This is a genomic window from Helicobacter pylori Shi112, from assembly GCF_000277405.1.
In the GTDB taxonomy this organism is placed as follows: Bacteria; Campylobacterota; Campylobacteria; order Campylobacterales; family Helicobacteraceae; genus Helicobacter; species Helicobacter pylori_C.
On sequence record NC_017741.1, the window covers coordinates 745,445 to 768,978 of the forward strand.

The 23,534-nt window shown below is 39.1% G+C and carries 23 protein-coding genes; 6 read left to right on the forward strand and 17 right to left on the reverse strand.

Features of this window, described 5'->3' with window-relative positions; genetic code table 11:
• Positions 1–2: 2 nt before the first annotated feature.
• The 3 genes from HPSH112_RS03640 to mqnE form a co-directional block, all read right to left on the reverse strand.
• A complete protein-coding gene (locus HPSH112_RS03640; RefSeq protein ID WP_014662238.1) occupies positions 3–1,064 on the reverse strand; it encodes a dehypoxanthine futalosine cyclase in 1,062 nt (353 codons plus the stop codon).
• A 1-nt stretch (position 1,065) separates the two neighbouring features.
• On the reverse strand, positions 1,066–3,801 hold the full coding sequence (gene bamA / locus HPSH112_RS03645) for an outer membrane protein assembly factor BamA (protein ID WP_080024704.1): 2,736 nt from the start codon (positions 3,799–3,801) through the stop codon (positions 1,066–1,068).
• A gap of 82 nt (positions 3,802–3,883) precedes the next feature.
• On the reverse strand, positions 3,884–4,966 hold the full coding sequence (gene mqnE / locus HPSH112_RS03650) for an aminofutalosine synthase MqnE (RefSeq protein WP_000346645.1): 1,083 nt from the start codon (positions 4,964–4,966) through the stop codon (positions 3,884–3,886).
• A 294-nt stretch (positions 4,967–5,260) separates the two neighbouring features.
• On the opposite strand from mqnE, the gene HPSH112_RS03655 reads away from it, so the two are divergent.
• The 3 genes from HPSH112_RS03655 to HPSH112_RS03670 all read left to right on the forward strand — a co-directional run bounded on the left by HPSH112_RS03655 (position 5,261) and on the right by HPSH112_RS03670 (position 7,809).
• Positions 5,261–5,764, forward strand: a complete 504-nt coding sequence (locus HPSH112_RS03655) for a ferritin (protein ID WP_000949223.1) — start codon at positions 5,261–5,263, stop codon at positions 5,762–5,764.
• Positions 5,765–5,779: 15 nt separating this feature from the next.
• Entirely contained in the window at positions 5,780–6,403 is a 624-nt protein-coding gene (serB, locus tag HPSH112_RS03660; RefSeq protein ID WP_001170490.1) for a phosphoserine phosphatase SerB, read from the forward strand.
• 137 nt (positions 6,404–6,540) lie between these two features.
• A complete protein-coding gene (locus HPSH112_RS03670) occupies positions 6,541–7,809 on the forward strand; it encodes a glycosyltransferase family 10 domain-containing protein (protein ID WP_014662240.1) in 1,269 nt (422 codons plus the stop codon).
• An 8-nt stretch (positions 7,810–7,817) separates the two neighbouring features.
• Here the strand turns inward: HPSH112_RS03670 and HPSH112_RS03675 are convergent, their stop codons facing one another.
• The 10 genes from HPSH112_RS03675 to HPSH112_RS03720 all read right to left on the reverse strand — a co-directional run bounded on the left by HPSH112_RS03675 (position 7,818) and on the right by HPSH112_RS03720 (position 17,970).
• A complete protein-coding gene (locus HPSH112_RS03675) occupies positions 7,818–8,408 on the reverse strand; it encodes a uracil-DNA glycosylase family protein (RefSeq protein WP_000440374.1) in 591 nt (196 codons plus the stop codon).
• Between the two features lie 44 nt (positions 8,409–8,452).
• Complete coding sequence (gene aspA / locus HPSH112_RS03680; RefSeq protein WP_001217500.1) at positions 8,453–9,859, reverse strand: aspartate ammonia-lyase; 1,407 nt, start codon at positions 9,857–9,859, stop codon at positions 8,453–8,455.
• A 57-nt stretch (positions 9,860–9,916) separates the two neighbouring features.
• Positions 9,917–11,185, reverse strand: coding sequence for a UDP-N-acetylglucosamine 1-carboxyvinyltransferase (gene murA / locus HPSH112_RS03685; protein WP_000346513.1), 1,269 nt, complete (start codon positions 11,183–11,185; stop codon positions 9,917–9,919).
• A 2-nt stretch (positions 11,186–11,187) separates the two neighbouring features.
• Positions 11,188–11,595 carry a hypothetical protein gene (locus tag HPSH112_RS03690; RefSeq protein ID WP_000527292.1) on the reverse strand — a complete coding sequence of 136 codons (408 nt, stop codon included), beginning with the start codon at positions 11,593–11,595 and terminating at the stop codon, positions 11,188–11,190.
• A gap of 11 nt (positions 11,596–11,606) precedes the next feature.
• Complete coding sequence (galU, locus tag HPSH112_RS03695; protein ID WP_000591466.1) at positions 11,607–12,428, reverse strand: UTP--glucose-1-phosphate uridylyltransferase GalU; 822 nt, start codon at positions 12,426–12,428, stop codon at positions 11,607–11,609.
• Positions 12,425–14,107 (reverse strand): lytic transglycosylase domain-containing protein, encoded by a 1,683-nt coding sequence (locus HPSH112_RS03700; RefSeq protein WP_001210347.1) that lies wholly within the window; start codon positions 14,105–14,107, stop codon positions 12,425–12,427. Before HPSH112_RS03700 ends, galU begins: the two co-directional genes overlap by 4 nt.
• An 8-nt stretch (positions 14,108–14,115) precedes the next feature.
• The gene (locus HPSH112_RS03705) at positions 14,116–14,409 is read right to left on the reverse strand and encodes a YggT family protein (RefSeq protein ID WP_000577949.1); all 294 of its coding nucleotides are present in this window, start codon (positions 14,407–14,409) and stop codon (positions 14,116–14,118) included.
• Positions 14,406–15,725 (reverse strand): glutamate--tRNA ligase, encoded by a 1,320-nt coding sequence (gltX, locus tag HPSH112_RS03710; protein ID WP_000943213.1) that lies wholly within the window; start codon positions 15,723–15,725, stop codon positions 14,406–14,408. Before gltX ends, HPSH112_RS03705 begins: the two co-directional genes overlap by 4 nt.
• Before the next feature lie 165 nt (positions 15,726–15,890).
• The gene (locus HPSH112_RS03715; RefSeq protein ID WP_000373509.1) at positions 15,891–16,544 is read right to left on the reverse strand and encodes an NAD(P)H-dependent oxidoreductase; all 654 of its coding nucleotides are present in this window, start codon (positions 16,542–16,544) and stop codon (positions 15,891–15,893) included.
• Positions 16,545–16,803: 259 nt separating this feature from the next.
• Entirely contained in the window at positions 16,804–17,970 is a 1,167-nt protein-coding gene (locus tag HPSH112_RS03720; RefSeq protein WP_000462229.1) for a CCA tRNA nucleotidyltransferase, read from the reverse strand.
• 61 nt (positions 17,971–18,031) lie between these two features.
• Here HPSH112_RS03720 and queC point away from each other — a divergent pair, with 61 nt between their 5' ends.
• On the forward strand, positions 18,032–18,712 hold the full coding sequence (queC, locus tag HPSH112_RS03725; protein ID WP_000434363.1) for a 7-cyano-7-deazaguanine synthase QueC: 681 nt from the start codon (positions 18,032–18,034) through the stop codon (positions 18,710–18,712).
• A gap of 45 nt (positions 18,713–18,757) precedes the next feature.
• On the opposite strand, the gene HPSH112_RS03730 is transcribed toward queC, so the two are convergent.
• Complete coding sequence (locus tag HPSH112_RS03730; RefSeq protein WP_154079364.1) at positions 18,758–19,639, reverse strand: outer membrane protein; 882 nt, start codon at positions 19,637–19,639, stop codon at positions 18,758–18,760.
• 157 nt (positions 19,640–19,796) lie between these two features.
• Here HPSH112_RS03730 and HPSH112_RS03735 point away from each other — a divergent pair, with 157 nt between their 5' ends.
• Both HPSH112_RS03735 and HPSH112_RS03740 read left to right on the forward strand, forming a co-directional pair.
• Positions 19,797–20,249, forward strand: a complete 453-nt coding sequence (locus HPSH112_RS03735) for a hypothetical protein (protein ID WP_000554106.1) — start codon at positions 19,797–19,799, stop codon at positions 20,247–20,249.
• A gap of 114 nt (positions 20,250–20,363) precedes the next feature.
• On the forward strand, positions 20,364–20,777 hold the full coding sequence (locus HPSH112_RS03740) for a hypothetical protein (RefSeq protein WP_001223599.1): 414 nt from the start codon (positions 20,364–20,366) through the stop codon (positions 20,775–20,777).
• A gap of 4 nt (positions 20,778–20,781) precedes the next feature.
• Here HPSH112_RS03740 and hydE read toward each other — a convergent pair whose 3' ends face one another.
• The 3 genes from hydE to cybH are packed head-to-tail and all read right to left on the reverse strand — an operon-like array spanning position 20,782 to position 23,529.
• Complete coding sequence (gene hydE / locus HPSH112_RS03745; protein WP_000896149.1) at positions 20,782–22,320, reverse strand: hydrogenase biosynthesis protein HydE; 1,539 nt, start codon at positions 22,318–22,320, stop codon at positions 20,782–20,784.
• A gap of 1 nt (position 22,321) precedes the next feature.
• Positions 22,322–22,858: a hydrogenase biosynthesis protein HydD gene (gene hydD / locus HPSH112_RS03750; RefSeq protein WP_000078652.1), complete on the reverse strand. Its 537-nt coding sequence runs from the start codon at positions 22,856–22,858 to the stop codon at positions 22,322–22,324.
• Positions 22,855–23,529 (reverse strand): Ni/Fe-hydrogenase, b-type cytochrome subunit, encoded by a 675-nt coding sequence (gene cybH, locus HPSH112_RS03755; protein ID WP_000359897.1) that lies wholly within the window; start codon positions 23,527–23,529, stop codon positions 22,855–22,857. The genes hydD and cybH overlap by 4 nt, the downstream gene beginning before the upstream one ends.
• Positions 23,530–23,534: the final 5 nt, after the last annotated feature.

Genomic DNA, 23,534 nt, shown 5'->3' on the forward strand with positions numbered 1-23,534 from the left:
GTTTATACCTTTGCTTTAGCCGGATAACGCTTTAAGATTTCATAAGCGGTGTTTCGTTTAGCCGCCACGCTCCCAATATCTTCAATAAGCTCTATCATTTCTGATTCATTCATGCAAAAACTCGTTCCGGCCGCTTTCACTACATTTTCTTCCATCATCACACTCCCTAAATCATTCGCTCCAAACAATAAGGCTAACTGCCCTATCATAGAGCCTTGAGTAACCCATGAGCTCTGTATGTTTTGAATGTTATCTAAAAAAATCCTACTGCATGCCAAATAGCGTAAATACCGATTGGAACTCGCTTTTTTAATGCTTGGGATTTCTTCTTTTAAAGGGGTGTTGTCGGGCTGAAAACTCCATAAAATAAAAGCCCTAAAGCCACCGGTTTCATCTTGCAAATCGCGCACCCTTTGTAGATGCTCCACCACATCTTCTTCATTATCCACGCTCCCAAACATCATGGTAGCCGTGCTTTTAATCCCACAAAGATGCGCCATTCTATGCACTTCAATCCAGCGATCACTGCTCAATTTTTTAGGAGCGATCACATCGCGCACCCTATCGCTTAATATTTCTGCTCCCGCTCCTGGAATGGAGCTTAAACCGGCGTTTTTCAACCTTTCTAAAACTTCTTTTAAAGACAATTTAGAGATTTTAGAAATGTAATCAATTTCAACCGCGCTAAAACCATGAATGGTAATGGTGGGGAATTTTTGAGCGATATGGCTGACTAAATTTTCATAATAGTCTATTTTGAGCTGCGGGTGCACCCCCCCTTGAAAAAGGATCTGCGTGCCGCCAATAGCGAGTAATTCTTCAATCTTTTGATCAATTTCTTCATAGCTCAACACATAGGCGTCTTTTTCTTTTAAGGTGCGTTTGAAAGCGCAAAACTTGCAATCCACAAAACAAATATTGGTGTAATTGATATTCCTATCCACAATAAAAGTCGTCAAGTTTTCAGGGTGCAAGCGTTGCTTGATTCTTAAAGCCTTTTGCCCTAGTTCTTTCAAGGGCGCGTTTTTCATTAAATCTAAAATTTCTTCTCTGTCAATGCGCATTTTAAAACCTTGTTCCCATAGAAAATTCAAAGTGTTGCGTGTAATCGTCCATGTTAGGGTTGAAGCATAGCCCTTTACATTTCTTGCCATTGCCATCGCCCCATTGGTTGAAAAACGCTATAGGGAATATGAGCACCAAAGGCCCCATGGGCGAAATCCATTCAATCTGCAAGCCTGTAGAAGCCCTCCAAGTTGCTCTTTCAAACCCAGCCCCTATAACGCCATAATCTTTAAAATTCGCTGTTGTGAAGGGAGCATTATAGAAGAAGCTCCCCCTAGTTGGGGTTTTAAAGGTTAAGAAACCAAAGTCAAAAAACCACGCTAAACGCATTTTAGCCGCTTTTAACACCCCATAGCTCAATTCTGTAGAAGCGGTGAATATCCCATCGCCCCCAAGCCACAAGCCAAATTCGTCTTTAGGCGTAACCGATCCGTTCCTAAAGCCTCTCACCGTGGTTACGCCCCCCATGTAGAAAGTGGAGTTTAAGGGCAAGTAATCATCGGTGTTATACCTAAAGATGTAGCCCCCTTGCGTTTTAAAGCGAGCGATCAAATCTATCAATAAATATTTTTGCAAATGGTGGTAAGCGGCGAATTTACCATAGACTTTAGTGTTACGGACATTCCCGCCTAACCCGTTCCACGAATTGAGCGTGCCAGAGCTTGGCAAGCCAGACATCGTCGCATAGGAGCTAAAGATAACCCCATTTCTAGGGAAATAATAATCATCGGTGTTGTCATAGCTCAAATCAAGGGTGAAAGAGCTGGTGATAGGCGTATGGTAATCCCTGTCCCAAATCCCTTTTATTTCTGGTGAAGTGGTGATCGCTCCAGGGCTAGAACAGCTTTCAGGTTGTAAGGGGGTTTTACCGCCTGATAAGCGATTGATAATCACCGATGCGGGGGTAGAGCATCGCCTTGGAGAAACCACTTCATTAACAGAGGAATAGTAGCGGTTGTATAAAGGGCTGCTGAAACCAAGGAGTTTGGTAACATTCAAGTTATACCCTAAGCTCACATGGGTTCTGTTACCCAGCATGCGCCCGATATTCACCCCAAAGCCCCCGCCTTGTTGGATGTATTGGTAGCTTATCCTATAATCCGCATAAAGATTGATCGTAGAGCTATACCAGCTGTCAAAAATCCTTGGATTAGTCAGGCTCAAATTCCCGGCAAACATACGACCCGCTCCTTTTGGCATGCCCGGATAAGATCTGCCTCCCCCTGTAGCGATGTTAGCATACAAGCTCATGCTTTGCCCTGTGCCAAAAAGGTTTCTTTCGCTCACGCTCCCATTAAGCATAAGCCCTCCATAAGAGCCATAGCCTAACCCAAATTGCAACTGCCCAGTGCGCCCCTCTTCTACGCTCACTAACAAATCCATAAGCGAGCTATTCACCCTTTTTTCTTCAATTTTGACTTTAGAAAAGAATCCTAAACGCCTTAAAGAATTTTCGGAATTTCTCAGTTTAGTCAAGTTGTATTTATCCTTAGGCCCTAACAATAACTCCCTTCTGATGATCCTATCGCTTGTGCGCTGGTTCCCTGAAATGATGACATCATTGATATACACCATATCGCCCACTTCAATACGATAAATGACTTTCACAAGCCCGTTTTTTTCATCTTTATCCAAGTCTGGCTTCACCACCGCAAACGCATAACCCTTATCGGCAATTTCGGTTTTTAAAATTTGCGCATCCGCTCTTAAATGCTCAATATTAAAGACATCTTTTCTTTTAACTTTAAGCGCTTTTTCTAAGGTTTTTAAGGGGACTACCGGGTTGTCAATCTCTATTAAAATGTCTGAAATCCTGTATTGAATCCCCTCTTTGACTTTATAATGAAGCTTAGCGTCATGGGTAGAAAAATCCGTTTTCAAAAAAGGCGAAGAAATATGAGCGTCTAAGTAACCCCTACGCATATACACATCTTGGATACGCATAGAATCGTATTCTAATTGATCTAAACGCAATTTCCCATCATTCAAGCCCCACATCCAGCCCATGAAATCTCGTTGCTTGTTCGCGCTCAAAGATTCAATCATGCGGCGTTTTAATTTCGCGCTTCCCTCATAAATGGATTGTTTGATATAAATGCTATCCCCCCTATTCACATCAAACACGATTAATAACGCGCCCTCACTGACCTTTTGGGTGCGCACCTCCACCACGCTCCCATAATAGCCCTGCCCCTCTAAAGCGGATTTTAAAGCCGTTTTAGCATGCTCTAATTTTTGCTCATCAAAGGTGTCGCCCTTTTTGATCCCCATTTGGGATTTTAAGCCGTCTTTTTCCTTTTCAGTCCCATAACCCTTGATTTCTACCCCGGCAATTCTGGCTTTTTCATCAAAATGAAACTCTAATATGCCGCCTTCAAAAGTGGCATAAACATCTTTAAAATACCCTTGATTAAACAAAGCCAAAACAGCGGTGTCTATTTTTTTAGAATCCACAATATCGCCCACACGAATCTTTACAATTTCATTAGCGAGCATGTCAGACATGTAAGAAAGCCCAACATAAGAAACGGACTTGACTTTCATTTCTTTAGGCGTTTGACTTGATTGAGAGGTTTCGTTTTGAGCTTCATTTCTTTGAATCTCATTTTTTTGAGATTCTTGAGAGGCTTCTTTTGGAGAAGTCAAATCGTTTGGTTTAGAGCCGTCATTTTCTAAAGCTTCAACGCTGGTATTGATACATGCGAAAACAAGAGAAGATAGAATAAATTTTTTAATACTGATTTCCTTAATAGATTTTAGCTTGAGTGTTGTTAGTAGCGTTATTATAACTAATCATTCTTAAAAACGCTAAAAATTATTAAAATTTCTGTATAAAATTATACAAACTATCCCTTTCTACCGCAACAAAACCAGCGTCCTTGATTTTAAATATCAAATCTTCTTTTTCCAAACCATGCCGGCTCTTCGCGCCTGCTGCGCTTTGAATGCTCTCTATTTCTATCGTGCCGTCTAAATCGTTAGCGCCAAATTCTTGAGCCACTAAAGCTAAATTCAAGCCCAAAGTCGCCCAATAAGCTTTAATGTGGGGGATATTATTTAAAAGAATGCGAGATATGGCGATGGTTTTTAAGATTTCTATCGCGCTAGGGGATTTTTCCACTTTCAAATAATTGTTTTCTTTTTGATACAATAAGGGGATAAAAGCGTTAAAGCCCCCTTCTTTATTTTCTACTTTATCTTTAGGGCTTTGGATTTTTTTGATTCTTAGCATGTGATCGATGCGATGGATTTTATTTTCAATATGCCCAAAAAGCATGGTAGCGTTACTCATTTTGCCTAATTTGTGCCAATAAGCATGGATTTCTAACCACCGAGAAGATCCCACCTTACCATTACAGATTTTACGCCTGATCTCTTCATCAAAAATCTCCGCTCCCCCACCAGGCATGGAATCCACCCCGGCTTTGAGCATGTCTTCTAGCACCAATTCAAAAGGTTTGTTGAATTTGGCACTCAAAAAATGCACTTCTGCAGCGGTCATGGCCTTTAAATGCAAATTAGGCATTTCTTGCTTGATGGTTTCAAACACCTTTAAATACCATTCATAAGAGTAATTAGGGTTATGAGCGCTCACGATATGGACTTCTTTAATCCCTTTGTTGTAGGAGTTTTTAACCTTTTCTAGGATTTCTTCTAGGCTCATTTCATAAGGGTTAGGGTTTTTTCTGTGGGCTGAAAAAGCGCAAAATTTGCAAGCGTCCGCGCAAATATTGCTAGGGTTTAAATGCCTATTGACATTAAAATACACGATTTTTTGGTGCATGTTCTGGCGTATGCGATCCGCTACTTCCCCTAGCGTGTATAAATCATAACCATAAAGCCTGACTAATTCCTTACTTTCAGTCACTTGATTGTCTAATACTTTTTCTAAAAAGTCCATGGTTAAATTGCCCTTTCGTTTTAAAAATAAACATTGTAGCATTTTTAGATTTAAGAATGCTTTTTATATATTATATAATAATACCCCCTTTTAACCCCCTAATTACCAACCCCTTTTTTCACATAATTCTCATTAAAAGAATTTTTATGATAAAATCTAAGCTCTATCAAGCCATTAGCTGGTGTTCTCTCTCATTTTTGTAAGTTTTTAAAAATTTTCATACTCCTATTTACTTTTTCATTATCATTTATGCTATAATTATGGGACAACTTAAACCAACACAAAGGAGATACTATGTTATCAAAAGACATCATTAAGTTGCTAAACGAACAAGTGAATAAGGAAATGAACTCTTCCAACTTGTATATGAGCATGAGTTCTTGGTGCTATACCCATAGCTTAGATGGCGCGGGGCTTTTCTTATTTGACCATGCGGCTGAAGAATACGAGCATGCTAAAAAGCTTATCGTCTTCTTGAATGAAAACAATGTGCCTGTGCAATTGACCAGCATCAGCGCCCCTGAGCATAAGTTTGAAAGTTTGACTCAAATTTTCCAAAAAGCCTATGGACATGAGCAACACATCAGCGAGTCTATTAATAATATCGTCGATCACGCCATAAAAAGCAAAGATCATGCGACTTTCAATTTCTTGCAATGGTATGTGGCTGAACAGCATGAAGAAGAAGTGCTTTTCAAGGATATTTTGGATAAAATTGAGTTGATTGGTAATGAAAACCATGGCTTGTATTTGGCTGATCAGTATGTCAAAGGGATCGCTAAAAGCAGGAAATCTTAATTTTAGGGTCATTGAGTGCAAAAACTAGCCGTTTTTGATTTTGACTCCACGCTAGTCAATGCTGAGACGATTGAGTCTTTAGCGAGGGCGTGGGGGGTTTTTGATGAAGTGAGAAAAATCACTTCACAAGCCATGAATGGCGAAACAGATTTTCATAAAAGTCTTATTTTAAGGGTTTCTAAACTCAAAAACATGCCCTTAAAACTAGCCAAAGAAGTTTGTGAAAGTCTGCCTTTATTTAAAGGAGCGCTTGAGCTTATTAGCGCCTTAAAAGAGAAAAATTACAAGGTGGTTTGCTTCAGCGGGGGCTTTGATCTAGCGACGAATTATTATAGGGATTTATTAAAATTAGATGCGGCTTTCAGTAACACGCTGATAGTGGAAAATGGCGCCTTAAACGGCTTGGTTACGGGGCATATGATGTTTTCACATTCTAAAGGCGAAATGCTTCTCGCCCTACAACGCTTATTAAATATCAGTAAAACGAACACTTTAGTCGTGGGCGATGGAGCGAATGACTTGAGCATGTTCAAACATGCCTATATTAAAATCGCTTTCAACGCTAAAGAGGTTTTAAAACAGCACGCCACGCATTGCATCAATGAGCCTGATTTAGCCCTAATCAAGCCTTTGATTTAAAAAATTTTTTTTGTAAAATACTCCTTTAAACCATAAGGATAAGAGAATGTTCCAACCTTTACTAGACGCCTTCATAGAAAGCGCTTCAATTAAAAAAAAATTGCCTCTAAATCTCCCCCCCCCCCTAAAAAATCGCTGTGGCGAATTGGTTTAACGGCCCTAAAGAGTTTAAAGCGAGCGTTCTTTATTTCATCCTAAAACAACGCTATAAAATCATTCTCCACAGCAACCCCAACGAACCCTCAGATCTAGTCTTTGGCAGTCCTTTGGGACAGGCTAGAAAAATCTTATCCTATCAAAACACCAAAAGAGTGTTTTACACCGGCGAGAATGAAGCGCCTAATTTCAACCTTTTTGATTACGCTATAGGCTTTGATGAATTAAATTTCAACGATCGTTATTTGAGAATGCCTTTGTATTACGCTTCTTTGCATTATAAAGCCGAGATTGTTAATGACACCACTTCACCCTATAAACTCAAAGCTGACAGCCTTTATGCTTTAAAAAAACCCTCCCATCAATTTAAAGAAAACCACCCACATTTATGCGCGCTAATCAAAAATGAAAGCGATCCTTTGAAAAGAGGGTTTGCCAGTTTTGTAGCGAGCAACGCTAACGCTCCTGTTAGGAACGCTTTCTATGAGGCTTTAAATTCTATTGAGCCAGTGGCTGGGGGAGGAGCCGTGAAAAACACTCTGGGCTATAATGTCAAAAACAAAAACGAATTTTTAAGCCAATACAAGTTCAACCTCTGTTTTGAAAACTCACAAGGCTATGGCTATGTAACCGAAAAAATCCTTGATTCGTATTTTAGCCATACCATCCCTATTTATTGGGGGAGTCCTAGCGTGGCGAAAGATTTTAACCCTAAAAGTTTTGTGAATGTCCATGATTTCAACAACTTTGATGAAGCGATTGATTATATCAAATACTTGCACGCGCACCAAAACGCTTATTTAGACATGCTCTATGAAAACCCTTTAAACACCATTGATGGGAAAGCTGGTTTTTACCAAGATTTGAGTTTTGAAAAGATCTTAGATTTTTTTAAAACGATTTTAGAGAACGATACGATTTATCGCAACCCTTCCGCTCTTTGTCGTGATTTGAATGAGCCGTTAGTGTCTGTTGATGATTTGAGGGTTAATTATGATGATTTGAGGGTTAATTATGATGATTTGAGGGTTAATTATGATGATTTGAGGGTTAATTATGATGATTTGAGGGTTAATTATGATGATTTGAGGGTTAATTATGATGATTTGAGAAGAGATTACGAACGCCTCTTATCAAAGGCTACCCCTCTTTTGGAGCTATCCCAGAACACCTCTTTTAAAATCTATCGCAAAGCTTATCAAAAATCCTTACCCTTGCTATGCACCATAAGGAGATGGGTTAAAAAATAAGGCGTATTTTAAGACTGGTTAAGAAATTGGAGCGCTGTTTTAAAATGCGCTAACGCTTCTTTTTTGAGCGTGGGGTTTTTGAGCATGTCCTCTAAAGCATGGGTGCTTAAAAAATGTTTTGTTTTTAAAGACACGATGCGCCCAAAGGATTCTTCTTTAGAAAGGTTTAAAAGGCGTTGGGGCAAAATCTCGCCAAATACCACAATGACTTTTGAAGCGCTGTTGTCTAATTGCCAGGTTAAATGAAATAGGCATGCGTTGATTTCTTCTTCTAAATTAAGGCTGTTAGAGTCGCATTTAAGGAGCGATAAAATACTGCAATCTTTTAAGGGGCAGTTAAAAACTTTTTGGATAATGCTCTCTAACATGGCCGCTTTTAAATTGTTTAAGAAATTCAATTGGCTATCCAGCATGGGGGTTAGCGTGATGAAAGTGAGCTTGGAAGTGGGGTTAAAAAGCCCGATCACCGGTTTTGAATTTTGATGGCGTTTGCACAGATTGCAATTTTCTATGCCCTCATAAACTTGTTTGTTAAGGGGTTTATTTTGGGGCTTGGTAAGGTTGATATTGGTGTAAGTTTCACCCAAAAGACGCTCCATATAAAGGGAGCGTAAAGTTTGAAGGCGTGAAAGTTGCAAAGCGTTCAGTCTTTATGCTTTTTGAAAGCGTGAGGGCTTAGCATGTTTTCTGGCTTGAAAATATCGTCCAGTTGCTCTTTAGTTAAGATTTTCTTTTCTAAAGCGATGTCATAGATAGAGCGATCGCTTTTTAAGGCTTCTTTAGCGATCATAGCGGATTTTTCATAGCCGATATGAGGGTTTAGCGCGGTAACAATGCCAATGCTGTTAAAGACATAATCGTGGCAAATCTTTTCATTAGCCGTGATGCCTTCCACGCATTTAGTCGTTAAGGTTTCAATCGCACGCCCTAAAATCACAAAGGAATGGAAAAGCTTGTAAGCGATAACCGGCTCAAACACATTGAGTTGCAATTGCCCTCCTTCTGCGGCTAACGCCACGCTCAAATCATTCCCAATCACCGCAAAGCACACTTGATTGACCACTTCAGGAATCACCGGATTGACTTTACCGGGCATAATAGAGCTGCCCGGCTGCATTTTAGGCAAATTGATTTCATTCAGTCCGGCTCTAGGGCCTGAGCTAAGCAACCTGAGATCGTTACAGACTTTAGAGAGTTTCACTGCAATACGCTTTAACACCCCACTCACTTGCACATACGCCCCCGTGCTTTGAGTGGCTTCTATCAAGTTATTAGCCATGACAAAGGGACGGCCCGTTACTTCTTGGATTTTCTTTTCAATCAAACTGCGATAATCCGGGTGCGAATTGATCCCTGTGCCAATAGCCGTTCCGCCTAAATTAAGCTCTCTTACCCAATTCCTAGCGTCTAAAACCTGCTCAATATCCCTATCAACCATCAAAGCGTAAGTTTCAAACTCTTGGCCTAAAGTCATAGGCACAGCGTCTTGAAGCTGGGTGCGCCCCATTTTAATCACATGAGCGAATTCCTTAGCTTTTTGAGCGAAAGCGTCCCTTAAAGCCTTCATGGGAGCGACTAAATTACTCAAGCGCTCATAAATAGCGATTTTTAACGCACTAGGATAGGCATCATTGGTGGATTGAGAGCGATTGACATGATCGTTGGGGTGGCAAAATTGATACTCGCCCTTTTTATGCCCCATGTATTCTAAAGCCAAATTAGCAATCACTTCATTCATGTTCATGTTCGTGCTTGTGCCAGCCCCCCCTTGAATCATATCCACAATGAATTGATCATGGTATTTGCCATCAACCAACAAATCGCACGCATGACAAATCGCAATTTTAAGCTTTTCATCAATCAAGCCTAATTGCGCGTTCGCTAAAGCAGCCGCTTTTTTGACTTGAGCAAAAGATTTGATAAAAACAGGATAACTGCAAAGCTTGTCGTTGGTGATGAAAAAATTTTCACTCGCTCTTAAAGTTTGGATCCCGTAATAAACCTCATCGCTAATTTCCATTTGCCCAATGAAATCATGCTCAATACGCATAAAAGCTCCTTATGTAATAATTGAAAAATATTCTAGCTATTGTAACCAAATATTGAGTTATTTTTCTTTTAAGCGCGCAACTTTTGCCCCTAAGGCGTTGATTTTATCCTCTAATCTCTCATAACCCCTATCCAAGTGGTAAATCCTATGCACCCTACTCACGCCCTTAGCCACTAAAGCGGCTAAAATGAGAGCCGAAGAAGCCCTTAAATCGGTCGCCATCACATCGCTTCCGGTAAGCTCTGCGGATCCGCTAATGGTAGCGATATTGGTTTTTAGGCTGATATTAGCCCCCAAGCGTTGCAATTCGCTTGCATGCATGAAGCGGTTTTCAAAAAGCGTCTCTTCAATCACGCTCGTCCCCAAACACTGCGTGGCTAACGCCATGAATTGCGCTTGCATGTCTGTGGGAAAGCCTGGGTATTCTTTCGTGGTGATTTCAAAGGCTTGGCGTTTTTGGGCCGGATAAATTTCTATAGAATTTTCTTGAATGTCTAGCGAAAAACCAATTTCTATGAGCTTATCAGTGATCGCTTGAAGATGGTTAGGGATGATGCGATTGATTTTAAGCTGGCTGTTAGTGATAGCCCCCACGCATAAATAAGTGCCTGCTTCAATCCTATCGGGTATGATTTGAATGTCTTTTAAATTTAAAGCGTCATTTTCAACCCCCCTAATCTTTAACTCGCTGCTGCCAACGCCCTCAATTTCTACACCCCCACTCTGTAAAAACGCACACAATTGAGTGATTTCTGGCTCTTTAGCGGCGTTAATGATGCGCGTGATCCCTTTAGCTAAGCTTGCGGCCATGAGGGCGTTTTCTGTGCCTGTAACGCTGATCTTATCAAATAAAATATCATTCCCTTTCAAACCTTTAGGGGCTTTTGCATGGATATAGCCTTGCTCAATTTTGATTTCAGCCCCTAATTGTTGCATCGCTTTCAAGTGCAAATCCACAGGCCTTGCTCCTATAGCGCACCCACCGGGCAAACTCACCAAACATTCTTTAAAACGCGCTAATAGTGGGCCTAAAACCAAAATGGAAGCGCGCATTTTACGCACCAAATCGTAAGTGGCTTCGGTGTGGTGCAAGGATTTGGCGCTGATTTGAAGCGTGTTAGGATCAAGCCATTCTAAGCTTGCGCCTAAATTTTGCAACAATAACGCCATCGCCTTTATATCCACCACTTGGGGCAAAGATTTGATTTTAACTTCCTGTTGGCTTAAAAGCGTGGCGGCTAAAATGGGGAGCGCGGAGTTTTTCGCCCCTGAAATTTCTACCCCCCCTTTTAAAGGGACTTGTCCTACAATCTCTAAAAAATCCAATTCTATCCTTTTTCTTTTTTATTCTTAATGGCTAAGCCGGTAGAGTTAGCGATTTTTTGCGCATGACTGGGGTTAGCGTTTTCTAAATCCTGCCCAAAATTGATAGCGTCTTCTAATTCAAAAAATTCTGAAGCGACTAAATTTTGGATCGTTTCTAGCCACAAAGTTTCTTTATCTTTAGGGCAAATTTTAAAACGCTCATTGAAGCTGTTTTTAAGTTTTTCTAAAGTTGGTGCGCTTTTAAGGTTTTTAACTTGTTCGCTCAAATATTCTAAAGAGAGGTTTTTATTAGGAATATTTTGCTTTAAGGGGGGGCGAGAAAGCCTCCAAGCAAGCCCCACCAATAACACAGGTAGCAAGCATATAAAGAGGATCAAATACATGTAAGCATAATACGCTAAATTGCCCATGTTAATAAGATTTACAAGCGTTTTTTATAATAAGCGTTACTCGCTTCAATATAGCCTTCCACGCTCCCGCAATCGTATCGTTTGCCTTTGAATTGGTAAGCAATGATCCGTTTTCTTTTGGCTTGAGTGAGTAAGGCGTCTGTGATTTGGATTTCATTGTTTTTGCCCGGTTTCGTCTCGCTTAAAATTTCAAAAATATCCGGGGTTAGAATGTAGCGCCCTATCACGGCTAGATTGCTTGGAGCGTCTTCTTGGCTTGGTTTTTCCACCATGTCTTTAATCTCATACACCCCCTCTTCTAACCATTCGCCCCTGATCACGCCGTATTTTGAAACTTCTTCTAGCGCCACTTCTTCAATGGCTACAATGGAGCATTGGTATTTTTGATACAATGAAATCATTTGCTTTAGCACGCTTGGGTGATCATGGCTTATGCATAAGTCATCGGCTAAAATCACCGCAAAAGGCTCATTGCCTATGAGGGCTTCTCCGGTTAAAATCGCATGCCCTAATCCTTTCATTTGCTTTTGGCGCACATAGGAAAAACAGCATTTTTCTATAATGTTACGAATGCTTTTTAGGGCGTTTTCTTTGTTAGTGCCTTGGATTTGATGCTCTATTTCATAGCTCGTGTCAAAATAATCTTCTAAACTGCGCTTGTTTCTGCCTGTAACAATCGCCATCACTTCACAGCCTGCTTCCATCGCTTCTTCTACAGCGTATTGGATTAAAGGCTTATCCACAATGGGCAGCATTTCTTTAGGAATGGTTTTAGTAATCGGCAAAAAGCGCGTGCCGTAGCCAGCGGCAGGAAAAAGGCATTTTTTAATCATGGTTTGTCCTTTGAGTTAAGAGTTTGTTCTAAAAATGCATCAACAGGGATGAAATTCCCAAAAATTTCTTGATAAATCAAGTAATTGCGCATGACCCTAAAGCCATACAAACGGGTTTCGCTATAAGGCATAAGCTCCATGCTAAGCCATGGCTCAAAATGATTTTTTTCTTTAAATCGTTTGGAGCTTTCTAGCCACCTCCTTAAAAACCCAGGCCCAGCGTTATAAGCGTAGGCGACAAAAAGGGGGTGGTTGAATTCTTTTTTTAGATGGTTCAAGTAATAATTACCAAATTTGAGAGCGATATTGGGGTTAAACATGTCGTTTAGATCAACATTATCCATGCCAAGGCTTTTAGCGAAAGGCCCTACATTAAAGGGCATGATTTGCATAAGCCCCAAAGCGAACGAGCGCGAAATGACTGCCGGGAGCAAGAAACTTTCTTGCCTAGCGATCGCATACGCCATAGCCTTTTCATCCATATTTTGCCATTCAATAATGCCTTCATAAGGGGATAAATAATAATAAATCTTGTCCTTATTGCGTTGGCTTAAAAGATAGGTCAATTCAGGGGCGCTTTTTTCATAATACAAGCTTTTTAGCATCGCATTAAACGCGCTCTCATCTTTCAAACTCAAGGTTTTTTCCTTAAAAATTTGCCACGAAAAAGGGTCATAAGTGTTAAAAGGAGGGTCTTCTTGGCTTAAATTTTGAATGTGAGAAATGATGCGATAACTGGGCGTGGTTTGGAGCTTACGGCTCGCATAAAGACTATAGAAGTTTAAGGCAGGGCTTTGTGAAAGGCGTTCCAAAGTTTTTTTCTTTTTAGAGACTAAATACTGCCAAAAAACCGCTCTGTCTTTTGAAAAATCATCGTCCTTGATAACCGATTCTGATCGTTCAAAATACTTGAGCGCTTTAGAGGGTTTTTTGCGCAAAATTTCATTAATCCCTAGGATAAAAAAGGTTTGCGCGTTGCTGTGGGTAGCGTTAGTTTTAGTGAGAGCGTCTTTAAAATGATCCAATTTAGGATCTAAAATAACTTGATAGATCAAGCGGTTAAACGCCGGGTAATCTTCATCTAAAAGGCGGTTTAACTCTTTAATAGGGATATGCTTTTCAAAAATTTGGAGCTTTTTTTCATAACTCAAATGGTTGAAAAGCGCGCTAAACACTTGCGCGTTAGCCTTAAATAAAGAAGCGCTCACATTCTTACTTTGCAAAATTTCTAATTCTTCATAAAGAACGGGGTAAGCCTCTTTGATTTTAATTTGTAAGGGCTTAAGGGTTTGAAGGGGGATTTTATCAAAATCTTTGATTTTTGATTTTAAAGCGATAGCGATACAGCTTGCTTGGAAAGTGTCTGTTTCTTCTAACATGCTTTCTAAAGCCGTTTGCTTGCAATAAATATCTTCAGGCAATTTAACATCAGGGCTTTTTTCTGGATTGTCTGAGCCTTTTTCTTGCATGGCCTTTTGCAGGGCGTTATTTTTATTTTGAGTCAATTCATAGGCTTTTTTAGCGTTTTCTAAAGTGGTTTTTTTATCGCTAATATAACGCCATAAATAATAATCCCTAACGATCCCAGCGGGCTTTTTTTCTAAATCTTTTAAATTGAACTCAGTTTGAGAAAAACCAACGCCAAGCATGCCGATAAAAAATAAAATAAAAAAACGCATGGTTTTCTTTAAAGACTTTTGGCGAGTGCAAAAAGCCATTGGATGAGGGTTAAATCTAAAAATTTCAAAACAATGACCACCACTAAAGGAGCGAAATCCAACCCGTTAAACACAAGCTTGAATCTAGAGCGTAAAAAATAAAACACCGGCTCACACAAGCGAGCGAGGATTTGCATGATGGGGTTATTGGGGTTAGGCTGCACAAAGCTAATAAGCGAATAAATGATCACTACCCACATATAGATCGTAATGAGCGAGCTTAAAATCACCGCTACCGCATTAATAAGAGTGGAAAATATCATGCTTTGAGCCTTAAAACTTTTTGATGATGGCTTTGGATATAGGGGAAAATCAAAGGCAATTCAATGCCATGCGAGTTTCCGGTTAAAAGGATGCGCAAAGGTTTGAAAAAATCCTTACCCTTAAGCTGGCTTAATCGCATGGCTTCTTTTTTAAAACTTTCAAAATCCTTATACGCTTGAAAATCCATGCTTTTTAGGGCGTTAAAAAGCACTAAACAACGCTCTTTAAAATCTTCATTTTCATAAGTTTTAACAATATCTTTTGGCTCTAAAAACAACGAAATTTTTTCCCTCAATTCTAAAAGCGTGCCGCATTCTTCTATAAACAATCTTAAAAGCCCTAAAAGGTTTTTATCTTTTATTAAAGTGAGTTCCAATAACTTTTCATCGTCTAAAAGCTTTAAATGCTCATGGTTTAAGTGTTTCAAATATTTTAAATTAAAATGAGCCGGGGAACTGGAAAGATTTTCTAAATCAAACCATTCTATCGCTTCATCAAGGCTAAAAACTTCCTTAGGCACTTTATTACCGATAGCGATGAGGTAATTCACAATAGCCTCCGGTAAAAACCCTTGATTCAAAAGCCATTTCACGCTAGAGGCTTCATCTCTTTTGCTCATCTTTTTACCGCTTGTTTCGTCTAAAATAATGGGCAAATGCGCATAAACAATCGGATCGTTTGAGCCTAAAGCTTGCTGGATTAAAATTTGTTTAGGGGTGTTACTCACATGATCTTCGCCTCTAATAATCAGACTGATTTCATAGAGCAAATCATCGCATGCGCAAGCGAAATTATAAGTCGGGCTTTTATCCTTTCTTAAAAGCACAAAGGAATCCAACTCATAAGGCTCAAATTCCACTTCTTTTTTAATCGCATCATTGAAAGACACCGCATGATTTGGGGATTTTAAACGCACCACAGGGGCATGGTGCTTGTCTTTTTCTAAAGCCGCCCACTCGTCTAAATACCTGAAAGGGCGTTTTTCATTTTTGGCTTTTTCTTTTTCTCTTTCTAAAAACTCCGCGCTCGCATAGCAATAAAACGCTTTATTTTCTTTCAGTAACTTTTCTGCCATTTCTCTGTGATAATCTATGTTATGGCTTTGATACACGAGTTTATCCCAACTTATCCCCATAAGCTTTAAAATCTCTAAAATTTCTTGGTCTTTGCCTTCAATGTTGCGCTCTTTGTCCGTGTCTTCAATGCGAATGAGAAAGGGTTTGTGTTGCTGTTTGGCTACAATGTAGTTAAAAATGGCTGCCCTTAAATTCCCTATATGCATATCCCCTGTAGGCGAAGGCGCAAAACGAAGCATAAAAACCCTTTATTGAAAAATAGTTTTTGATTATACCTAAAGAATACTTAATTATGCTGTGGTGGTTCTGTTTTTATCAAACATGAACAAGCATCATTTAAGAGATTAGCACTTGGCTAACGCCAATCTCTTTATGGTTGGCCATCAAAAAGCCAAAAGCGTTTCTTATTCAATCACTTCATAAATAATTTCTGTTTTCCAGCGGGTTTTAGGGGTGATTTCTTGGTTGCGATAACCAAAACTAGCCATTACCGATACCCCAAATTCCGCCGTGTTCAGATAGCCTTTTTCCTTTAAATAAGCCTCCACTTTTTCTTGATCATACCCTTCAATCGGGCAAGAATCAATCCCTAACATGGCCGCTGCCATCATCATGTTCGCCATTTGGATATAAGTCTGCTTACTAGCCCAATCAAACAAAGATCGTTCGCTATTGAGTTTTATATCGCTCTCTTGGAAATTTTTGATGATTTGAGCGAACCTAGAATCAGCGTCATAATCCCTTTTTTTAACCTCATGCATCACTTTTTTAACATAATCGCTGTCATAAGTAACGCCTTTTCGCGCAAGATAAATGACAAAATGGCTCGCTCCCTCTAAACTAGAAATAGCCCCCCAGGCCATCGGTTTTAAATCTTCTTTCATGCGTTCATTCTTTAATAAAAGCATTTTCCATGGTTCAAGCCCGACTGAAGAAGGGGCCAATCTCCCCACTTCAACCAACGCTTCCCAATCCTTTTCAGAAATACGGCGATTGGGATCGTATTTTTTCGTAGCGAATCGCTGGTGCTGTAAAGCAATCACTTGTTCTCTGTCCATTTTGATCTCCTTTTCCTAAAATATTAAAATATAATGATAAACGATAATGATAAACGGCTGCCATATCCAATGCACTTAAACCGGATTTTTGCTTGAGAATAAAGCTCTTGCTCTTTGAAAAGGAGCGATAGCGCTCATATTCACCACACTCGCTACTTCATTATCACTTTTTCCATGCAAAACTATTAACATAACTTGGCATTATTAAACCTCCGTTTTTGTATTTTTTAAGGCGCAGTTATTATTGCAAAAAAACAAGTCAATAACCCCTATCCCTCACCCACTCCACCAAGCGTTCTAAAGAATTATTTTCAGGGTGAGCGATGACTAAATTTAGGCATGCGTTCAAGATTTCGCCGATTTGTTGGCGCTGGTAGCCCAAATTTTGAAGCGTCCCGCCCTTAAGGACTAGGTGTTCTTTTTTAAAAGGCTCGTTAGCGTTAAATATTTCTTTTAACAAGCTTTTAATTTTTAAAGCGCGTTTGGGGTTTTTGAGCGCGTAAAAATCTAAAGCCAAATTAAAAGGCTCTAGATCGTAGTTTTTTAATAAAAATTTTAATCCTGTTTTGTTATGAATATTTAAAAAAGCTTTATGGCATTCTTTAGCTTTTAAAAATAAAACACAAGTTTTTTTAGGGTATCGTAAATTTTCTAAACTTTTTTGGTGTTTAAAAAACCCTAACAATCTTAATTCCAGATTGAAAGGCGCGCTTTTTAAAAACCCTAAACTTTCTATTTTCTCTTGAGTAACCAACTCTAAAATTTCTTGATACTCTTTAGCCACTTCATAGGCGTTTTTCCCCATAAGAAACTTATTCAATTCACTTTGTAAGCGCTCTTTAGAAAGATGTTTTAACAAATCCTTATACGCAAAAATCGCTTCTTTAGTGCTTGGCGCTATCTTAAAGCCTAAAGTCGCGCTAAATCGCAACGCTCTTAAAATCCTTAAAGCGTCCTCAAAAAACCTCAATCGCACTTCCCCCACGCATTCAATCATTTGATTTTCAATCGCATTTTGCCCCTTAAAAGGATCAATAATCCCTTTTGTAGGGCTATAAGCGATCGCATTCATGCTAAAATCGCGCCGCTTTAAATCGTCTGTTAAACGAGCGCTAAAAACCAATTCTTTAGGCTTTCGGTGCTTGATATGCCCTTTTTCAATTCTAAAGGTTGTGATTTCATAGCTTTGATTGTTTTTAAGAGCCGTGATCGTGCCATGCTTGATGCCGGTTTCTAGCACCCTAAAATGGTGTTTTAAAAGAAGTTCTTTACTTTCATTGACTAAAGCGTTTGAAGTTAAATCGTAGTCTTTAGGGGTAATTCCCATCAAACAATCGCGCACGCACCCCCCTACCAAGTAAAGCTCATGAGAGGATTTTTCATAAATGTCAAACAATTCTTTTAATTCTTTGTCTAACTCAAACACGCTTTTTACTCTTAAAATTTCTTTGTGTTATTATATCTTTTTAGAATTTTAAGGAATTTTGATGGAACAAGAAATTTGCGCAATCAGTTTTAGCGGCGGGCAAGATAGCACCACTTTAGCCGTATGGGCAAAAAAGCGTTTTAAAAAAGTCTGTTTAGTGGGGTTTGATTACGCGCAAAAACACTCTGTGGAATTAGAATGCGCTCAAAAAATCGCTTCTCTTTTACAACTCCCTTATGAAATCATCCCATTAGATTTTTTAGAAAATATCACCCACTCTGCGCTTTTTAAAAACTCTAACGATTTAATGGGGCATTCGCATGCGCAAAATAAAGATTTACCCAACTCTTTTGTGCCTAATCGTAACGCTATTTTTATCACCCTTTTGCATTCTTATGCGCAAAAAATAGGGGCTAGTAACATCGCTTTAGGGGTTTCGCAAGCGGATTTTAGCGGCTATCCGGATTGTAAAGAAGATTTCATTAAAAGCATCGAGCATGCCCTCAATTTAGGATCAAACACGGCGATTAAAATCCTAACGCCTTTAATGTTTTTGAATAAAGCTCAAGAATTTCAAATGGCTAAAGATTTAGGCGTCTTGGATTTAGTCATCAAAGAAACGCACACCTGCTATCAAGGAGAGCGAAAGATTTTGCACGCTTATGGTTATGGCTGCGGTGAATGCCCGGCATGCCAATTGAGAAAAAAAGGCTATGAAGAGTTTGAATCTAATAAAAAATAAGGCTTTGTTTTAAAAAACCAACTAAAGAGCGATAAAAAGCATGTTTTAATTTTTGTTTTTAAAGTTATATGCATAGTTAACATAAACGCTCACCACTCTTTTATAATCCAATTTATCCCCATAATTATCGCTATAGTAATTGACTTTAAAGGCTGGCACTTTAACCCCTAATTCAACACTATATTTATATTTAACATTATTATAACGAACGCCAAATTTTCCTTGTAACTGAAAAATCGTGCGGCTCTTGACTTGATTGAAAGGGTTGAGATTCACACTTGAAAACGGATAGAGATTGTTACTTGAAAACCAAGTGCTAGCCCCTATATCCATGCCAATCACAAGCCCTAAAGAATACTTTTCATTGTCGATTAAATTGATAAGCAAATCCGTATTGAAACCATAGGGTAAAAAAGCTATTGAACCGATATTAGAATAAGAAATAGAACTAAAAGTGAACAAACTCAAGGGTGAAACAGCTATTAAACTGGCGATAGGAGCATAAGCAAGCCTACTAGTTTGGTAACCGAAAAAAAGAGAGTGCCTAAACCCTATAATCCTTTTTTTACCCAAAAAATATTTATACCCAAAGCTGAGTTCATTAAGAATACCGCCCGTTCCACCCTTTCCTTTTAATTGGATAGCGATTTTGTTTGAATCTTTCACTTTGTTTAAAGCGTTTTGCGCATCTTCCACATCTTTTACTAATGGTTTTTCGAAGGGGTAATTGTTTGCGTTTTTGATCGCTTGATTTAAGGCGGTTTCTTCTAAAATTCTTTCGCCGATACTACCTTGTTCTTGAATGTAGCTTCCTTCTAGAGCATTTAAACCTAAATAAAATCCATTCCTTTCAGCGTGGAGCCAAAACGAGAGAGAGAGAGAGAGAGTAAGAGAGCTTTTTTCATGGTTTTTCCTTGAGTTTAGAATTTTGTTATTAGTAAGTATTTTATTATAAAAATAAGATTTTAGTTGTTGGGTTTTAATGAAAAACAAAATTAAAATGAAATAGCCACAAAACCACCGCTTAATGAATATTAAATTAAAAACATGTTAATCTTTAGTTATTTTTAAATGAGGAAATCCCATGCATCAAAACAATAAAACTTTTTTACCCAACCAATCCGCTCACCTCTCTAAAACCATTCTTTTTTTAAACGCTGGCTTTTTAGCCTATCTGTTAAGCGCTTGTGGGGCGAATGTGCCTGTAGAAGAAGTGCTAGTTAAAGATCCTAAAGAGACTAAAGCCCAAGAGGTCGCTAGAGAAGAAAACGCCATCCAGCAAGAAAACGCCATTATTGATGCACACACCACGCCTTTAATCAATCGTTTCACCAATTATAGCGCTTATGGCTCTTTAAACGGCTTTTACAATTCAGTGGATAACCTCAATTCGCCCATGCAAAACGGGATGTATGGAGGCTATTACATGCCTTATTATTACATGCCCTATGGTTTCATGCCTTATGGGTCAGGTCTTATGCCTTATGGGCCTTATGGGTATGGAGCGCCTGGATACTTCCCTTACGCTTTTTATTGATTGAGTGGCTTTAGCGAGCGTGGTCGGTGTTTTCACTCAAACGCGCTTGTATTTTCTAATAGTTATTTCTAACATGCTAGGGTGGTGTGATAGAAAAAGACTATAGGAGATCCTGTGCGTATAGTTAAAAATTTATTTCTTGTATCGTTTGTGGCTTATAGCAGCGCGTTCGCAGTGGATTTGGAAACCGAAACTAAAAGCGAAAAAAAAAGCGATAAAAAGTTTTACAAACTCCATAAAAACCATGGGTTAGAAACCGAGACTAAAAACGACAAAAAGCTTTATGATTTCACTAAAAACAGTGCTTTAGAAGGCATAAATTTAGAAAAAAGCCCTACCCTTAAAAGCCATAAAAAAAGCGATAAAAAGTTTTACAAACAACTCGCTAAAAACAATATCGCTGAAGGCGTGAGCATGCCGGTTGTTAATTTCAATAAAGCTCTGTCTTTTGGGCCTTATTTTGAAAGGACTAAAAGCAAAAAAACCCAATACATGGACGGCGGGTTGATGATGCACATCCGCTTTTAAGCCCTTATTCATAATCCAAAAACGCATGCGTTTTAAGGGTTAGGGTTTTGGGGAAATATTGCACAAACAAATCCAAAAACACTTTTTCGCCAAAAAAATCCCCAGCGATCGTTACTTCTTGGACGCTAAAATTCTGCGCGTTATCCCAAATGAAATTCCCTAAAAACTCCGCTAAAGAATCCAAGATCCCCAAACTCAAAATTTCATTTTCCACGCCTGCGAGCCTGAAACTCATCGCGCTGTGCATGATTTTTGAAAAGTTTAAAGCCATTTTAAAAGAATCGTCTTTAAGGATTTTATAATCAATCCTAGGACCTTTAGGGCGTAAGCATTCTTTAGCTAAAGAAATAACGCTTTGTGCGCAAAAATCCTCGCTATAACCCAAAACAAACCCCAAAATTTGAAAAAAATCCAATAAATTCTCGCCCCCTAGCTGGTATTTAGAAAGCTCTAAAATGCGCGCGTAAAAATTAGGGAATTTAGTAGCGTAGTTTTTTAGCATTCTGGAGGCTTTTTCATCTTGTTTGAGGAGGTTAAACGATTGGTTGAAATCAAAACTGACGCTTAAAAGCGTTTTTAAAGAATCATTAGCATGCAATAACAACCTTGTAGGGCGCTTGAAACTGAGATACAAAACGACAGAATGGGGGGTTTCTTTTAAAAACTCTAATTCATCTTTAAAAGCAATGGCAGAAAGATTGTTTTCTAGCACGAATTTTTTAGTGGGCGTGATCAAGCGCTTAGGGGTTCTAAAAAGCGTTTCATAATGCAAAAGCACTTCTTGTGAATGATTAGCATGAGTAAAAACAAATTCTATACCCTCATCTTGTAAAATACGGCACAATAAATTCAATATGGGGTCAAAAGGTAGTTGGGCTATGATTTCATCGTTTTTAAAAGTGTCCTTAAAGACGCTTTTTAAAGAGGCTTTGATAGAGGGTTTTTCCAAACTCGCCAAATATTTAGCGTCTTCTAAAGGCAATTTAGTGCAGCTCAAAACGCTAGAAAGATCGCTAAAAATAACGCTTGGAGAGGGATTTTTTAAAGAAAGGGATAATGCCCCTCTAGAAGTGTGAATAGGGATAAAATCTTGCGTTTTGAGCGCCTCTTTTAATTGGGTTAAGCAATCTATAAGCTCTTTAGGGCTATGGATTATAGTCCCCTTAAAAGCGGTGTTTTTGACAAAACCCAACGCATTGGCATACAAAGATGAATTTTTGTCCAAAAAATCTTGATGCTCTTTAGCGTTCATAAAAAGGGGCTTTGAAAGGCTTGCTGTTTGGAAAAGATTTTCATCTAAAGGCTCTGTGATTTCCTTTAAAGACAAAAAGCTAAAATCCAAAGAAAAGGGCAGAATTTCGCTGAGTTTTTGCGCGAACTCTAAAGTGGTTTCAGCGCTCGCTTGGAGGCAGAAAGAAGCGGTATTATCCTTATAAACGCTATAAAAACGCACTTGCAAATTGCATGCCATTTGCTCTAAAAGGGGCGTAAAATTCAGGCTTGTTTCTTCATTAGCGCATTTAAAAAGAAAAACAAACGCCAATTCAAAAACCCTTATAAGAGAGTTCAGCGATACAATCTAGGGCGATATGATCGGTGCGTTGCATTTGAACTCCCCATGCGTTGAGTTGGGTTTCTATGGCTTTTAAGGCTGTTTCTAAAGCGTTTAAAATTTCGCTTGAAAGCTTGAAAGTGGTCTCGCTCCCTATCACAAAAGGCACAAGCCCCACGATAAAAGTTTTAGGCAAATCCCCTAAAAACTCCGTGAGCCTTAAAGTGTGTAGCATTTCCACTTCATGCGCGCTCCCAGCCCATGTGATTTCTTTAGGAGCGTCCTTAAAATCAAAAGCATAGACTGATCCTATCTCAACGCCTTTAGCGCTCACGCAATCTAAAATCAAAACCTTTTCATACGAAGTGATTAAAGGAATGAGCTGTTGCGCCATAGTCCCCCCATCCACAATATCCACGCTAGGGAAAAAAGAAAAATTTCTTTTGAGGTAGTGGGCTAAATGCACCCCAATCCCTTCATCGCCAAAAAGGATATTGCCAATGCCTAGAATTAGGATTTTTTGACTCATTCTTTGGTATAACCATAGCCATTAATCATAGAATCCGCCCCCGAACTTTCATACCTGATAGAATGGAAAAACACCATATAAACATGCACAGGGACAAACAAAATAAACCCCCAAGTCGCCAAGTGGTGGATAAAACGAACATTCGCTAACCCCCCACAAAGCGCTTCAAACCACTTAAAAGCGCTCGCTAAAAACGCTCCAAGCCCCGCATGATAGACATTATAATAGAGCACCACCCCGCTCAAACTCATCAACACTATCAAAACAACCAAAGTGGAATAAGCCACGAGTTGGATAGGGTTATACGCTCCCTTAGTGTGAGGCTTGCCGCTGATAAGAAAATACGCTTTCATCTGATCAATCCAGGCTTTTGGGCTTAAAAGTTGGCTAAAACTCCTGCGTTCCATCAAGCTTTCTTTAGTGAAAAAAAGATAGGTTCTAAAGATTAATGCGCTAATGAGCAAAAACCCAAACATGACATGAAAAGAGCGCACATAAGCTTGTAAAAGATACACCCCTTTATAAAAGCTGGAATTAGGCTGCAAAAAAGGGTAAGCGATGTAAAACCCTGTAGCGATTAAAGCGAAAATACTCAAAGCCCTAACCCAATGGAAAAAGCGCACAAAACCTGAATATTCTTTGTGTAAAACGACCTTATTCATTTTATCCATGCGTA